The sequence below is a fragment of the Spirosoma validum genome (assembly GCF_014699035.1).
Lineage (GTDB): Bacteria > Bacteroidota > Bacteroidia > Cytophagales > Spirosomataceae > Spirosoma > Spirosoma validum.
In genome coordinates this window covers 456,193-470,445 of the sequence record NZ_JACXAA010000003.1, presented here as the reverse complement: position 1 = coordinate 470,445, position 14,253 = coordinate 456,193, and the positions used below count along the sequence as shown (strand labels likewise).

At 46.8% G+C, this 14,253-nt stretch carries 14 protein-coding genes and 1 pseudogene; 7 read left to right on the top strand and 8 right to left on the bottom strand.

The genetic code is table 11. The features are described 5' to 3' along the window. Nucleotides 1-12 precede the first annotated feature (12 nt). Nucleotides 13-348: pseudogene (locus IC230_RS34770) on the top strand (DUF6883 domain-containing protein). Nucleotides 349-359: 11 nt separating this feature from the next. Next, nucleotides 360-572, top strand: a complete 213-nt coding sequence (locus IC230_RS10735) for a DUF4926 domain-containing protein (protein WP_191038985.1) — start codon at nt 360-362, stop codon at nt 570-572. Between the two features lie 145 nt (nt 573-717). On the opposite strand, the gene IC230_RS10730 is transcribed toward IC230_RS10735, so the two are convergent. Together IC230_RS10730 and IC230_RS10725 are read right to left on the bottom strand one after the other, a co-directional pair. Continuing rightward, nucleotides 718-3,204, bottom strand: coding sequence for a S9 family peptidase (locus IC230_RS10730; protein WP_191038984.1), 2,487 nt, complete (start codon nt 3,202-3,204; stop codon nt 718-720). A gap of 251 nt (nt 3,205-3,455) precedes the next feature. Continuing rightward, on the bottom strand, nt 3,456-4,697 hold the full coding sequence (locus IC230_RS10725) for a sensor histidine kinase (protein ID WP_191038983.1): 1,242 nt from the start codon (nt 4,695-4,697) through the stop codon (nt 3,456-3,458). Nucleotides 4,698-4,822: 125 nt separating this feature from the next. Between IC230_RS10725 and IC230_RS10720 the strand changes: the two genes are divergently transcribed. Beyond that, nucleotides 4,823-5,290, top strand: a complete 468-nt coding sequence (locus tag IC230_RS10720; RefSeq protein WP_191038982.1) for a response regulator — start codon at nt 4,823-4,825, stop codon at nt 5,288-5,290. 81 nt (nt 5,291-5,371) lie between these two features. Here IC230_RS10720 and IC230_RS10715 read toward each other — a convergent pair whose 3' ends face one another. Genes IC230_RS10715 through aat form a run of 3 tightly spaced genes read right to left on the bottom strand, consistent with a single transcriptional unit; the run spans nt 5,372 to nt 8,319 of the window. Continuing rightward, a complete protein-coding gene (locus tag IC230_RS10715; RefSeq protein WP_191038981.1) occupies nt 5,372-6,622 on the bottom strand; it encodes a glutamate-5-semialdehyde dehydrogenase in 1,251 nt (416 codons plus the stop codon). A gap of 3 nt (nt 6,623-6,625) precedes the next feature. Beyond that, nucleotides 6,626-7,660: a glutamate 5-kinase gene (gene proB / locus IC230_RS10710; protein WP_191038980.1), complete on the bottom strand. Its 1,035-nt coding sequence runs from the start codon at nt 7,658-7,660 to the stop codon at nt 6,626-6,628. A gap of 50 nt (nt 7,661-7,710) precedes the next feature. Further along, the gene (aat, locus tag IC230_RS10705; protein WP_191038979.1) at nt 7,711-8,319 is read right to left on the bottom strand and encodes a leucyl/phenylalanyl-tRNA--protein transferase; all 609 of its coding nucleotides are present in this window, start codon (nt 8,317-8,319) and stop codon (nt 7,711-7,713) included. A gap of 324 nt (nt 8,320-8,643) precedes the next feature. Here aat and IC230_RS10700 point away from each other — a divergent pair, with 324 nt between their 5' ends. Both IC230_RS10700 and IC230_RS10695 read left to right on the top strand, forming a co-directional pair. Beyond that, nucleotides 8,644-9,258, top strand: a complete 615-nt coding sequence (locus tag IC230_RS10700; RefSeq protein ID WP_191038978.1) for a hypothetical protein — start codon at nt 8,644-8,646, stop codon at nt 9,256-9,258. Between the two features lie 126 nt (nt 9,259-9,384). Further along, nucleotides 9,385-10,413: a DUF6807 domain-containing protein gene (locus tag IC230_RS10695; RefSeq protein ID WP_191038977.1), complete on the top strand. Its 1,029-nt coding sequence runs from the start codon at nt 9,385-9,387 to the stop codon at nt 10,411-10,413. Nucleotides 10,414-10,446: 33 nt separating this feature from the next. Here IC230_RS10695 and IC230_RS10690 read toward each other — a convergent pair whose 3' ends face one another. Further along, nucleotides 10,447-10,842, bottom strand: coding sequence for a hypothetical protein (locus IC230_RS10690; RefSeq protein ID WP_191038976.1), 396 nt, complete (start codon nt 10,840-10,842; stop codon nt 10,447-10,449). A 344-nt stretch (nt 10,843-11,186) separates the two neighbouring features. Here IC230_RS10690 and IC230_RS10685 point away from each other — a divergent pair, with 344 nt between their 5' ends. Then, nucleotides 11,187-11,879 (top strand): type 1 glutamine amidotransferase domain-containing protein, encoded by a 693-nt coding sequence (locus IC230_RS10685; RefSeq protein WP_191038975.1) that lies wholly within the window; start codon nt 11,187-11,189, stop codon nt 11,877-11,879. A gap of 69 nt (nt 11,880-11,948) precedes the next feature. Here IC230_RS10685 and rfbC read toward each other — a convergent pair whose 3' ends face one another. Continuing rightward, a complete protein-coding gene (gene rfbC / locus IC230_RS10680; RefSeq protein ID WP_191038974.1) occupies nt 11,949-12,494 on the bottom strand; it encodes a dTDP-4-dehydrorhamnose 3,5-epimerase in 546 nt (181 codons plus the stop codon). Between the two features lie 112 nt (nt 12,495-12,606). Here rfbC and pyrF point away from each other — a divergent pair, with 112 nt between their 5' ends. Further along, the gene (gene pyrF / locus IC230_RS10675; RefSeq protein ID WP_191038973.1) at nt 12,607-13,428 is read left to right on the top strand and encodes an orotidine-5'-phosphate decarboxylase; all 822 of its coding nucleotides are present in this window, start codon (nt 12,607-12,609) and stop codon (nt 13,426-13,428) included. Nucleotides 13,429-13,678: 250 nt separating this feature from the next. Here pyrF and IC230_RS10670 read toward each other — a convergent pair whose 3' ends face one another. Further along, nucleotides 13,679-13,960: an ArsR/SmtB family transcription factor gene (locus IC230_RS10670; RefSeq protein WP_191038972.1), complete on the bottom strand. Its 282-nt coding sequence runs from the start codon at nt 13,958-13,960 to the stop codon at nt 13,679-13,681. Nucleotides 13,961-14,253 lie beyond the last annotated feature (293 nt).

The window sequence follows — 14,253 nt, the reverse complement described above, 5'->3', positions numbered from 1 at the left end:
TCGGTTCATTCTATGCTCTTACCATTTGCTGAAAAAGCCTATATTGATGATCAAAAACTAGTTGGCTATTGTTTATCAGAAACACATATTACTGGGAAACATAAAGCCCGGGTGTTTAAATCGGCCCTGGGGCTTACTGCAATAGATTACTTATTGCTTAAAGAAACGATTTTGACCATAGTTTTGCTGAATGAGACCCAGGCTAATGGATAGAACCAACAGGGAGATTTATACGTAGTGGATTTCGATATGGCCAATCAAGGCCAAAAAGCCACTGTTACAACAGCCTGGATTATTCTCTTTGGCGAATCGTTTCCACGTTTAGTCAGTTGTTACGTAAACCTTTAAATCGGAAAACTATGGACACTCCCGACTTATTAGACACCGTTGTATTACTTTCCGATCTGCCCACTGAAAAATTACGAAAGGGCAGCTTAGGGGCTATTGTTGAGGTATTCGGTAATGGAAGCTTTCTTGTTGAATTTGCAGACTTAAATGGTGTAACCTACGCGCTTCCGGTATTAGCAGCTACTCAACTAATAAAAGTATATCAAGAGCCGATCGAAGCATAGTTGGCAGCTTCCATAGATTCACAATACCCGCGAAGACGAAATCCGACGTAGTTTGCAGAAATGGTGGGGCAGGTATTACGGGTATTGATAATATAAATTACCCAGTCAGAGCTTCGGCGGGGTAAGTATAAGTCATGTTAACGAATCATAATCGTTCTTCGAACAGTTTCAGAATCCGCTTGTATTCATCCATCCAGCTTGTCGGTTCCACAAAAGAATGGTCTTCGACGGGGTAAACGGCTAGTTCCCAGTTCTCTTTTTTGAGTTCGATGAGCCGTTGCGCCAACTGAACAGCATCCTGAAAATGCACGTTTACGTCGACCATGCCGTGACAGATAAGTAGATGACCTTTTAGCCCTTCAGCATAATAAATAGGCGACGAACGGCGGTACGCCAGTGAATCTAATTGCGGTTCATTTAAGATGTTAGCCGTGTACCCATGGTTGTAGGCGGCCCAGTCCGTTACGGGCCGGAGAGCTGCTCCAGCCTTGAAGACGTCGGGAGTAGTGAACATGGCCATGAGCGTAATGAAGCCTCCGTATGATCCCCCATAAATGCCGATGCGACTGGCATCGACGCCCTGCATCTGCACAAGCCACTTTGCCGCATCGACATGATCTTCCAGATCTTTCCCACCCATGTATCGGTAGATGCCCGTGCGCCAGTCGCGTCCGTATCCTGCGCTAGCCCGGTAGTCGATGTCGAGCACCGTATAGCCCTTATCTGCGAGCAGGTTATGAAACATATACTCGCGAAAATACTGACTCCACCATTTGTGAGCATTCTGCAAATAACCAGCTCCATGAACAAATACAACCGATTTACCCGTGGGGTTCTCGGGTTTATAGAGCCGGGCGTAAATCGTCTGGCCGTCGCGGGCCGGGATGGTCACGAACTGTGGCTCCCGCCAGGGATATTCTTTGAAACGCTCCGTCGGCGAATCGGTTAATTTTATAGCTTCTTTTTTCTCTTCTCCTTTGTCCTTTTCTGGTTTTACATCCATTGCGTATAACTCCCAGGGCTGATTGCTGGCCGAATAGCGAATAGCCATACGGGTTTCGTCAGGTGAGAGTGTTACGTCGTTGGCACCGATTAAGGTTGTCAGGCGGGTTCGGACACCACCATTCGCCGACATCCGGTAATAGTGCTGCTCGCCCGGATGCACTTCGTTGGTTTGAAGAAAAAAATGCGTTTTATCTTTCGAAAGCCTAACCTGTTGTACTTCAAACTTACCGGAAGTCAGTTGTTTCCTGGCATTCGTCAGCACGTTAACGGTATACAGGTGCGAATAGCCATCAGCTTCCGACTGAAACCAGATGGTTTGATTATCAGCCAGAAAACCTATGTTAGCTGGTGCGGACGAACCGCCCCCCTGCCAGTTAATACCCGGGCCGCCAATCCAGGTATCCTCGTGCTGGCGGTCAAGAAGCAAAGGTTTTAGTGGGGCGGTCGGACTTGTGTTTAGGTCAAGGCGCATAATCCAGCGGTCTTTATTATCCAACGACCGAAGCACGACCACGCACAGTTTACCGTTATCGGACCAGATGGGCCCATTGATGATGACAGGACGCGTTTTTTTGGTAGTGTCGCGCTTGGCAGTGCTGGCCGACTTCAGATAAGCGGGTAGGTCCCCGATACCCGGAATGCCGCTCAAATCCACTGACCGAACCGTGTCATTGGCAATATCGTAGACAAAAAACTCCTGGCTGGCTGGTGGAGCGCCTACTTTCGTACGAGCCGTAATATTCTCTGTATAGCCCGATTCGGTGACGTAATTAGGCACGAGAGCCGTTTTCGCATTGGCCGCCGATTTGGTCAGTCGATACGTAACGAACTGGCCGTCGGGGCTGAGTTGCGGAGTAACTACCTGCTTGTCGGCGAAATAAATCTCTTTCGGACGTTTGGGCCGGTTGGCTTTGCTGATACGTTCGCCTTCGTCTTTCTTGTCTTTTCGTTCTTTCAACACCGTCGACAACCGCAGTTGGTCCTGTTGCAAAAACTTCTCCTGGTCGGTCAGCTTCGGCTCTTCTTTTTTAGTCCCGGATTTAAAGTCAGTGAGTTGAGTCAGCTCGCCCGTTCGTAGGTCAATACTAAACAGATTTGAACCCCGACGAAAGATGGCCTGCTGTTCGTCTCCCGAGAAAGTAAGTTCGCTTTCCGTCTCAACGGTGTTGGTCAACTGCCGAATGGAACCGGATTTTATATCGAGCAAAAACAAATCGCCCTGCCGCTCAAACAGCCGTTGCGTATAGGCCCGATTGTAGGTCGCGCCCGGAGCCGCTGGTAAGACCCGTCGTTCAGCCGGACTAACTCTAATCGGCTTCGAGGCCGTTAAACGTTTACTCCGGGCATTTGTGCTAAAGGTCACTTTATAGAGTGAATCACTCTGGGCTGGCTTCTCTTTCGCTCCTGTCGTACGCTCGCTGGCAGGATTCCAGTTGAAATACAGCGTTCGGGAATCATCGGACCAGAACGGATTGGAGGGTGATGAGCCCACCCACGTATCGGGGTCCTGCATAATGGTTTCAACAGTGAGTTCCGGCCGACTTGTAGAGCGGGTTTGTTTTGGAGCAGGCTGGGCAAGCACGGACGCTGTCAGGAAAGCAAGTGACCAGCAGAGCAATAATTTCATCAGGATCAATACGAGGAATAATCGAAAAACAGCGGAATTTAGGCAGAAAAGCCTAAAAACTTAATCTACGCTATTATAGCATCCACTATTACTCAATATAACGATTTGAAGGCTAGTCGATTAAACAGCAGGACGTAGTTTCTCTCCTGCCTCAATCAGGAGAGAAATTTTGACAATTTTACTGATTTACCTATGTATATATAATCGCGACGAACACACTCTTAATTTTGGATAGTCCAACTCAGAGAAAATCAGTCATGCTTTGTGTAGTGCATTGGAAAACGAACCCGAAACAAGGTACCCACTTCAGGTCGGGTTTCAATATCCAGATCAGCCCGCAACAGTTCACAAAGCTTTTTGACAATCAACAGGCCAATCCCTTCGCCTTTCGGCTGAGAGGGATTAACAGGGATGGCCTTCTCTGGGTCCGGTGCAGGTTGTATCGGATTACTGTCCCGAAAAATGGATGTTGAATCAACTGTGGGTACTAAAGCCTGGCCTACTTCTCCAGCAATATTCGGCGGTAAGCCAGGTCCGCTATCCTGTACACTCACGATCCAGCGAAAATTATCTTCCCGGCTCCAGCTCAATGTAATCCATCCTTGCTGGGTGTGATTTAAGGCATTAGTCAGTAGGTTCTGTACGATCCGTTGCACCTTAATCGGGTCACCATCAACAACTAAGGATTCGGGTCCGGTCCATTCAAATGATAATCGACGTTGCTCAGCTGAAGGCTGAATACTTCCGGCGATCTGTCGTAATAAGTCTCCTGCATTAAACGATTCAATTTGCAGAGTTTCCTGGCCAGCTTCTAAGCGGGCAAAGTCCATCAGCTTCATCAGCAACGTAGCGGCACTATCCAGATTACGTTGCCACATATCCCGCCATTGCTTTTGTTCCCGCTCTGTGCCGGGCTGGTCCAGCATCCAGGCAGCCCCGCTCAACAGTGAGAAATGGCTGCGAAGATCATGCGATGTATTTCTCAGCACTTCGCCCCGCTGCCGGGTCAGTTCATCCAGCGCCTGTAAGGCCTGTTGAAGATTTGTGGCTCGCTGCGAGGCATCCTGCCGTTGCAGGTCGTTATACTGAGCCGCACTGCCCTGAATAGCTTCGTGCATGATTTCGTTCACTAAACGATGAGCATTGGATAGGACGCTCAATTCAGTATCGGCATAAATAGACCCGTAAATTTCCAGCTCATGGGTAATCAGCGTATGCAGGTGCGCTACTTCCTGGAGTAGTTCGGTCAAGCCATAGCCTTTGTGCCAGCGGTGCATTCCATGTTCGGAGGCTATGGTTAATGCATTCAGCTTAGGTTTTTGATGACGTAGCCGTTGATCCAGAATATCCAGAATAAGCGGAATCTGATCGTTGAATTCATCACGGGTTAAGGTAACCGCTGTTATGGATGCCGGGTCTTCCGTAACCCGAGTAAACCAACTGTTGAGAATCACTTCTCGCTTAGCAAACAGATAAGCAGCAATCGTTATCAAAGGTGAGGCAATAGTTGGACTGTTTTCCACTGATATTCCAAAAGTTAAATCTAATCAATCGTATGTCCGAAAGAATATCTTTACATTTAACTGTAAATTTACGATCTGGTTTATAAGTAATATTTATGACAGCATCCGTTACGACTCCATCAACCCGATCAGATCGTACGTTTCCTATCCTGATTATTGAAGACAATCCTGAGCATCAAGTAGTGATGAGTTATGGTTTGGGGCAGCGCTTTCCGCAAGCCAGGCCGGTTTTTGTGCAGACTACATCCGAAGCAGTCGAGTATATGCAGGCTAGTTCAAAAAATGAGGCTCAGGCCGTCCGTCTGATATTACTGGACATCTATTTGCCCCAACCCGAAATCGGCTGGCACCTCCTGACGGTCCTCCGACACACCTATCCGCGTTTACCTGTTATTGCGATCAGTGCTTATCAGACAATAGAAGATGTGCAGCGGGCATATGATTTGGGAGTTCACTCATTCATTGCCAAGCCCTTAACCACGGAGCAATGGATAAATTATTTTGAGTTGCTACGTGTATATTGGCTGGAGACAGTCACTTTGCCATCGGATAATCGTTACTAACTGGACGCGGTTAGACTCTTCTCACAAAAAGTACTTCTAACCCATGTTCGGTAGTCCAGACAGGTAAAGTAGTTGATGATTCTACCAACGTACCTGTCCATCACCAACCACAATCCATTTTTCGGTGACCAGCTTTTCAAGCGCAAAGGGTCCACGTGCATGGAGTTTTTGAGTCGAGATACCAATTTCGGCCCCTAAACCAAAGACGCCACCATCGGTGAAGCGAGTAGACGCATTCGCATAAACGGCAGCCGCATCTACTTCGCGCAGGAACTGGTCAATATGGGACTGATTCTGTGACAGAATCGCTTCAGAATGTCGCGACGAGTAGGTTTGAATATGCGACAGCGCTTCGTCAAGTCCGGCAACGACTTTTACAGCGCACTTGTAATCTAAAAATTCACGACCAAAATCCTCTGATTTGGCATGTTGCAGGTTCGTATAGCCCGCTTTTTCGAAAACCTCGAAAGACAATTCGTCAGCAAAAACCTCTACGTTCCACTTGTTGAAGTCATCGACTAACATCGGTAAGAAGCGCTCTGCGATAGCTTCGTCAACCAGTACGCAGTCGAGCGAATTGCAGACTGATGGGCGTGATACGCGCGCGTTTACGACGATGGCCACGGCTTTGTCTAAATCAGCCGATTCCTCAACATAGGCGTGACATACGCCAGCGCCGGTTTCAATCGTTGGCACCAACGAGTTTTTACGAACAAACTGAATCAGTGAATCCGATCCGCGTGGGATAATGATATCTACGTAACGAGTGGCCGTCAGCAGTTCATTAACAACCGCCCGGTCAGGAGGAAGCAACGTAACGGCGGCTTTTGGTACGTTAAATTCAGTTAATACGCCCTGAATCAGCCCAACCAAATACCGGTTCGAGGCATCCGCTTCTTTGCCACCTTTCAGCACACAGGCGTTTCCAGAGCGCAGACATAACGACGCTACGTCGACCGTTACGTTCGGGCGAGCTTCGTAAATGACGCCTACAACACCCAGTGGTACCGCAATTTTTTTGAGTTTCAATCCCTGCTCAATGGTACGTTCCAGGAGAACCTCCCCCGCCGGATCGGGTAATACCGCTACGTCACGCAAACTCTTCGACAGATCCGCTACCCGACTTTCCGTCAGCTTCAACCGATCGTATTTCGGATCAGTTGATGGCATCCGGTCGAGGTCTTTCTGGTTCTCAGCCACAATCTCAGTTGTATGCACAGCCAATACGTCCGCTAGACGATTAAGCAGGTCTGTTTTCTGAGCAGGACTCAATCGACGAACGACGGCCGCGGCTTGTTGCGCCGATTGGAGCAGGGGCGTAATAGGTGTCATAGGTTACAAAAGTACGATATCATTCGCATTAGCCACCTCAACATTTTGCTGATTAAGCTGTTGCGATAACGTATCAGACGAAATCCGTACGCGGGCTACGGCTACCGGCTCCTGGTTCTCATCTAGAATTTCAATCATTTCGCCGGTCGAAAATTCGCCTAGTACGGCCCGGATACCAACGGCTAATAAGCTACGTCGTTGTTGCAAAGCACGTACCGCACCGGCATCAACCTGTATACGGCCCACAACCAGACTGCCGCTACCAAGCCAGCGATTTCGAGCTGATAAAGTAGACGATTGGGGTAGAAACTCGGTACCCGTTTCGCCACGTAACGCCCGCCCGAGGCTGTCGGGTTCGTTCAATCCGAAAATAACGACCCGGATACCCATGCGTGTAGCCAACTTAGCAAACGTCAGTTTCGACGCCATACCGCCCAAACCCAGCGACGATTTATCCGTCCGAACAACGCCAAATACTTGTTCATCGAAGGTCTCGACTTGCCGGATAATCTGGCCATTGGCATCCAGCAATCCACCTACAGAGGTACAAAGCATCATCGCTTTAGCACCAAAGCCAACGGCGATAAGCGTCGCGAGCTCGTCATTGTCCGAAAATTTCAGTTCACGATTGCTTACTACGTCGTTTTCGTTGGCAATCGGAATCAAATCGTTTGCCCACAGCTCTTCGTAGGTTTGTTTGAGTTGCAAAAACTGATCGCGGCTGGCAAAATGGTGGCGCTCGCACAAGCTTTGCGCAATAGAAATGCCATAGATTGAAAAGAAGCGGGAGTACTGATTAAGTAGTAACAGATTACCGACAGCCGCTGCGGCTTTGCGTTGCGTAATGTCGCCCTTATACTCCCGAATCAGCGCCTTTCCAGCTCCTACCGCTCCTGACGATACCAGTACAATGCGATAGTATGGATGTAACAAAGCCACTTGCCGGGCAATGTCGACCATAATTGGCTCATTAGGCTCGCCGGTGGGTTTTGTAATGGAAGCAGTACCAAATTTAAGAACAAGAACGGGCCTGGACATTAGAACGTAATAGCAGATTGTAGTCGGCAAAATTACGTAATAAGCCGTTTCTATTGCTCATTGCCGACAGGTTCTACAAAACGGACTTTGTGACGGAGGGCCAGTTTAAGCTGCTTCAGGTAGTCAGCTTTAGGAATTTCAATGGCTCCGTAGCGCCGGACGTTGTCGTTAATAAACTGCGTATCGAGCAGGGTAAACTGCTGCTGACGCAAAATCAGGATCAGATGATGAAAGGCTACTTTAGAGGCATTACTAACGTGATGAAACATCGATTCTCCAAAAAAAGCGGAACCTAACGCAACACCATACAAACCGCCAACCAATTGATTGTCAATATACGTCTCGACGCTGTGGGCTAAGCCCATGTGATGCAATTCGGTATACGCATTAATGATTTCGGACGAAATCCAGATACTGTCGTCATCAGAACGTGGTTTTGAGCAGCACTGCATGACTTCGGTAAAAGCGGTATCGATACGTATCTCAAACTGGTTACGGTTCAGAACGGGACGAAGCGATTTTGCGGGTTCGTAGGTATGGATCGGAATAATAGCACGAGGGTCAGGTGCATACCAGTATAATGTACCGTCGGAGTCGGCCATCGGGAAAATACCGTTGATGTACCCGTAAATCAGGTCGTCGGCGGTTAGCTTGTCCATGAAAATGGGAAAGTGTACTACAGCAAAGATAAAAAAATAGTTAAGCTATAGGGCCTAACTTATAGCAACCTCATCGTAAACCAATTAGCAAATTATACGTTGTAGTGTATTCAAAATAGCGAATGCGTTACAACTGACCAAGCGCGCAAATCAACTGACTAAGGACGGAATGGAATGCGAATGACCAATAATCGGCTTTACCGTCTATAATTAGATCTGTTGACAGAACGTACTAGCGAGGTTAAGAAAACTTAGCTTTGTAAGGGTTAAACCAAACCCTTTACCTGCTGTCGAACGTTTATAGTAAACGATTTACAACCAATCATGAAAAAAACACTTGTTTTCGTATTAGTCGCTTTCCCTTTGTTGTTTAGCCGCTGTAGTGTTAATCAACAGATTTCGCAGGCCAAGGCGCTTGGCGACTGTCGCTATACCCTTGCTTCTGCGGATAGCATCTATCTGGCGGGGGTTGATGTTCGCGAGTTTCGCAAACTGGAAGATCTCAATTTTGCCCGGTTTCCCCGACTAGCGACTGGCTTGCTGACACGTAACGTTCCCCTGGATGCCCGGATAAACCTGGATATTACCAATCCTACTGGTAAACTGGCGGGTATCAATCAATTAGAATATAAAGTTCTGCTAACGGGTCAGGAACTGTTTAATGGGTTTTTGAACCAACGTATTGAGGTACAACCCGGTGGCAAAACGCGTGTACCGATCCGGTTGAGTACAAATGCGTATCAGTTAATTACCGACGCTAAAACGCGGGATGCCTTTACTCAACTGGTACAGAATATGTCGGGAGCAGCCAACACACAACCGTCGAAGCTGACGATTCGGATCAAACCAACGCTCTCTCTTGGTAATAAATCGATCAATTATCCTGGCTACATTACCATCGACCAGGAAGTAACCAACAAAATTCTGACGGGTAATTAGTCGGACACACAATTTTAGGTCTACTTATTCAGTAGCATTTTAACCGCCCCGCCTTTTTCAGGTTGGGGCGGTTTTTTAGTTGCCCGGAATGCGAATACAACTCTTACACTTGTTAATGATCAACCGATGCGCCAATTCATTCGTACTATCCTTCTGGCTGGGTTAACGTTACCAGCACTGGCTCAGTCCAACGCAATTAAAATTACCCATGATGAAGCGCAGAAACGCGTTTCTGTTACAGTCGACGGGAAACCATTTACAGCCTACATCTATCCTGGACCGACGGTGCTCAAAAAGCCGGTACTCTACCCAATCATGTCAGCAGGTGGTAATTTCATTACGCGTGGCTGGCCGCTCGACCCTCGCCCCGGCGAACGTATTGATCATCCGCACCACGTTGGTATGTGGTTTAACTACGGTGACGTCAACGGTCATGATTTCTGGAACAACTCAACGGCTATTGGACCTGAACACAAAGGGCCTTTTGGAACAATTGTTCACACGGGTGTTAAAACCATGAAAAATGGTAATGGTCAGGGAGAACTGGTGGTTACAGCCGACTGGCTCGACAAAGACGGTAAGGTGATGCTTCAGGAAACAACAACGTATCAGTTTCAGGCTGGAGCCAATAACCGGGCCATCAATCGAATTTCGACATTAAAAGCAGCCGATAAAGACGTCGTTTTTAAAGACAATAAAGAAGGCATGATTGCCTTACGGATGGCTCGTCAACTTGAGCAGCCTTCTACGAAACCCGAAGTATTTACTGATGCACAGGGCGTAGCGACCAAGGTTCCCGCCCTGAACAATGAAGGCGTAACCGGCTTATATCATACTAGTGCGGGCGTAGAGGGAGACGCCGTCTGGGGCACCCGTGCCGAATGGACGAAATTGACAGGAAAGCTAGGCAACGAATCCGTGTCAGTAGTGCTGATGGATCACCCAAAAAATGTAGGTTATCCAACGTATTGGCACGCTCGTGGCTACGGCTTGTTTGCCGCTAATCCATTAGCGCCTTCGGTCTTTACCGATGGTAAAGCGCCAGCGATGAACTATACGCTACCAGCCGGTCAGTCCGTTACGTTCCGCCACCGTTTGCTTATTCAGTCGGGCGACGTATCGGATGCGAATTTAGCTAAACTGAATAAGTGGTAGACTAACGTACCAGGTGCTATTTACTTGTAGTGGTTAATTTAAATGTACCAGCGCTGACCGGTACACACGGGCTTCGAGCGATTCCAGCCATGATCGTAACGTTTGGCTTTCGTTCGTTGCCCGACCGAGTTCAGTATCAATCTGGCGGAGTAGAAATAGCAGCTGATGAACATGCCGCCATTGTTCAGCCAGTTGACTATCTAATTGGACTGAATAACGCTGCTGACGGGCTTCCTGCGTTAACTGACGCACGCTCATTTTAAGGTGATAACGTAGCATCATCAGTCTACTGGCCATGGGCAATCCGGTAGCGTTACGCTCCATATGTGAAATACCCTTAGCCAGCATGTTGTTACGTTGCTGAAGCTGATCGGCTACAATCATCCATGCATGTTCAGCTTGTAGCGATTCATACGTGACAATTTTCATGGCGGTCTGTACAATACGGTTTGTCAACAAATATAAACACAATTTATTCACAAGGTCAATACCTTATTTTGACAAATAATCATCTGCCTGGGGATCTTTTTGCCAACTATTGGATAAGTCCGAATGAAAAAGGTTTAACGTAGTCAGGTTAGCATGAGATCAGGTCTAGGAGAGCGTCTGAAAATCAATCAAATCATACGTCAACGTTTTTTCAGGTTCGCTATCATTTGCCTGACATAGTCGGTCTAATGAAAACACCTTATCTTCGTATTACACGAGAATTACCCTGGATGTGCTACGTCATGACAGGTGTTTTGTTTCTGATTTAGAAGACTACTTTTTGTATGGATCCCACTTATTGCGCGCTCATCGTTTGTACAAACCATACTGACTATCCGACCAAATCACACAAAACGGGTTTATGGCTCAATGAGGCTACCCACTTTTACGATGAACTAGCCGATAGAAAACTGCCTTACGATATAGCTAGTCCCAAAGGTGGTATGGTCCCGATTGATGAGAAGAGCATAGACCGACGCGATACCATCAACGAAAAATGGTATAATGATCCAACCTTTCGGTCTAAACTAGAAAACTCCCTGCGACTGGATGACGTCAACCCAGACAACTACCAGATTCTTTATCTGACCGGTGGACACGGTACCATGTGGGATTTTCCAGACGACCCGACGCTACAACGTATTACGCGATACATGTATGAAAACGGTGGCATGGTAGCTGCCGTTTGTCATGGCGTCAGCGGTTTACTGAACGTAACGTTATCTGATGGATCTTTGCTTGTTACGAATAGACAGATAACGGGATTCTCAAATATGGAAGAAAAGCTCGTGCGGCTTGACGAGGAAGTGCCGTTTTTGTTAGAAGATGCCCTTCGAAAAAGGAATGCGCTTTACAGCAAAAGTTTGATTCCTTTTCTACCTTATATTGAGGTTGACGAACGCCTGATAACTGGCCAGAATCCGCTATCGGCTCGGAAGGTGGGGCGGAAAGTAATAGAAGAAATGTATGAAAAGTGATATTTAAGTAAGTGTGCCTGGCGGTGGTGTCAGGTTTTCGAACCTGACACCACCGCCAGGCACACTTACTTAAACGACTGCCTGTGGGCAGACTTCCCGTAGTAATTTCAGTTCCTGATCTTTCTCAGAAATGATGGGATTACTAACCCCCCAATTGATATTCAGATCAGGATCATTCCATCGAATGCCCGATTCAGCGGCCTTGTTATACACGTTCGTGCATTTATAGCTGAAAACACTATCTTCTAATGCGACGAAACCATGGGCAAACCCTTCAGGTATATACGCCATATTGGCAAGTCGGGCATCCAGTAGAAAAGTTTCATACTGACCGAATGTAGGTGAATCCGAACGCAGATCAACAGCAATATCTAACACCTGCCCACTTAGAACCCGTACCAGCTTCCCCTGAGCAAATGGCTCGTTTTGCATATGCAATCCACGCAAAACACCTTTTACCGAAAAGGATTGGTTATCCTGTACAAACTCCATGGGCAAGCCTAATGATACAAACAAAGGCTTGTTGTACGATTCAAAGAAATGTCCCCGTTCGTCTTCAAATATGCGCGGAATAAGTTCTACCAGCCCCTCAATGGCCGTGTGCCTGACTTGCATAGGAAAGATTGTTTCGTATGAATAGTTGGTGATCGCAGCAAATTTATGAAACCGATGTCGTAAGTCGTACTTTTGAACCAAATCATTTTATTTGATGATTTGGTAACGTAACATGACTTATTCAGAATTAAGCGGGCAGATCGTTCAGAAACAGTCTTATTTATGCATTGGCTTAGATACTGATCCGCGCAAATTGCCCCCCCATTTATCAACAGAGACCGACCCGGTTTTTACATTTAACAAAGCAATTATCGACGCTACCGCTGATCTTACCGTAGCCTACAAACCAAACATTGCGTTCTACGAAGCTCAAGGCCCGCGCGGTTGGGAAAGTCTTCAGAAAACGCTTGAATACATCCCTAAAAATTGCTTTACGATTGCCGACGCTAAACGGGGCGACATTGGTAACACATCTGATCTATACGCTCGCACATTTTTTGATCAAACAGCTGCCGGACTATCATTTGACTCCGTTACGGTAGCCCCGTACATGGGTCGCGATTCAGTAACCCCTTTTCTAGCATATGAAGGAAAATGGGTCATTTTATTAGCTCTGACCTCCAATTCAGGCAGTGCTGATTTCCAGCGGCAACAGGTTGGCGATCAGGAATTATTTGAAACAGTAATTACCACTGCTCAGACCTGGGCTGGACCGGATCAACTAATGTTTGTCGTGGGAGCAACGCAGGCTGCCGAACTAAGTCGGATTCGTGAACTGGCTCCAGATAATTTCCTACTTGTTCCCGGTGTAGGAGCCCAGGGAGGCAGTTTAGAAGACGTATCTCGTCAGGGCTTAACACCCAATGGAGGCTTGCTGGTTAATGCATCGCGCAGTATTCTGTATGCATCTAATGGTACTGATTTCGCGGAACGGGCAAGAGCTGAAGCTAAAACACTACAGACAGAGATGGCTATTCACCTGACACTACGTTAGTGATAAACGTATTTAGCTGAACAGCCTAATAGCACAAACTCCTGGTAGGCTATTAGGCTGTTGAACCTGTTCAAGAATGTACACACATTTTACATATTACGTTACGGGAGTATCGGTTTCTTCATAAACTGACTATACCTATATATTCGGTGGCTTTTTTCGACCTTGCCATCGACTGAATTATTAGGATTTCTTTGGTTCCCTGCATAAGCCATACTCGCTAGGGGTTGTAGGCTAACTTCGATGGCTTCTATTTAGTCAGTAACAACTTTACAGACTTGTTCAACGAACTATCTGTCAATAAATAATAAAGCTCGCCGTCACGTTGTTCTGTGTTCAAAAGACCATTGGCCTGCATTTGACTTAGATGATGTGCTAAGGCCGCTTGCCCAATTTGCAGTTGCCGCTGTAAGGCACTCATTGATGATGGCTTGGTCAAGCCCAATATGATACGCATACGGGTTGGGTCGGCTAATACATTCAATAACTCCGCCAACCGGTCAACTTTTTGATCATCAATTTGATTCAACATAATTTTTTATTTAGAAGTTAGTACACTAGTTTATTAAAAACTCAAGATTTATTCTTTGTTAGCTAAACGACTGTGAATGTCTATTAGCTAACGATTATACTACCCAAAGCGCAATTGCCAATTAGTAGCTAATTAATTTTTGCAAATCGGTTAATGACCTTCTGATAAATTAAATTCAGGGGTCATATGTTTTTGACAAATGATCAACCTGCTGAACCAACTTTAGGCAGTTATGTATTCGCAAACGCTAAATTGAACAAAGCTAACGAAACAGATGTGTGAAAATCTTAAAC

Bases quoted from the DNA above. Each gene is read 5' to 3' on its own strand.
- IC230_RS10735 (WP_191038985.1), top strand. From the start codon at position 360: ATGGACACTCCCGACTTATTAGACACCGTTGTATTACTTTCCGATCTG.
- IC230_RS10700 (WP_191038978.1), top strand. From the start codon at position 8,644: ATGAAAAAAACACTTGTTTTCGTATTAGTCGCTTTCCCTTTGTTGTTT.
- IC230_RS10685 (WP_191038975.1), top strand. From the start codon at position 11,187: ATGGATCCCACTTATTGCGCGCTCATCGTTTGTACAAACCATACTGAC.
- IC230_RS10720 (WP_191038982.1), top strand. From the start codon at position 4,823: ATGACAGCATCCGTTACGACTCCATCAACCCGATCAGATCGTACGTTT.
- IC230_RS10715 (WP_191038981.1), bottom strand. From the start codon at position 6,622: ATGACACCTATTACGCCCCTGCTCCAATCGGCGCAACAAGCCGCGGCC.
- IC230_RS10695 (WP_191038977.1), top strand. From the start codon at position 9,385: ATGCGCCAATTCATTCGTACTATCCTTCTGGCTGGGTTAACGTTACCA.
- IC230_RS10730 (WP_191038984.1), bottom strand. From the start codon at position 3,204: ATGAAATTATTGCTCTGCTGGTCACTTGCTTTCCTGACAGCGTCCGTG.
- rfbC (WP_191038974.1), bottom strand. From the start codon at position 12,494: ATGCAAGTCAGGCACACGGCCATTGAGGGGCTGGTAGAACTTATTCCG.
- IC230_RS10690 (WP_191038976.1), bottom strand. From the start codon at position 10,842: ATGAAAATTGTCACGTATGAATCGCTACAAGCTGAACATGCATGGATG.
- pyrF (WP_191038973.1), top strand. From the start codon at position 12,607: ATGACTTATTCAGAATTAAGCGGGCAGATCGTTCAGAAACAGTCTTAT.
- IC230_RS10670 (WP_191038972.1), bottom strand. From the start codon at position 13,960: ATGTTGAATCAAATTGATGATCAAAAAGTTGACCGGTTGGCGGAGTTA.
- aat (WP_191038979.1), bottom strand. From the start codon at position 8,319: ATGGACAAGCTAACCGCCGACGACCTGATTTACGGGTACATCAACGGT.
- proB (WP_191038980.1), bottom strand. From the start codon at position 7,660: ATGTCCAGGCCCGTTCTTGTTCTTAAATTTGGTACTGCTTCCATTACA.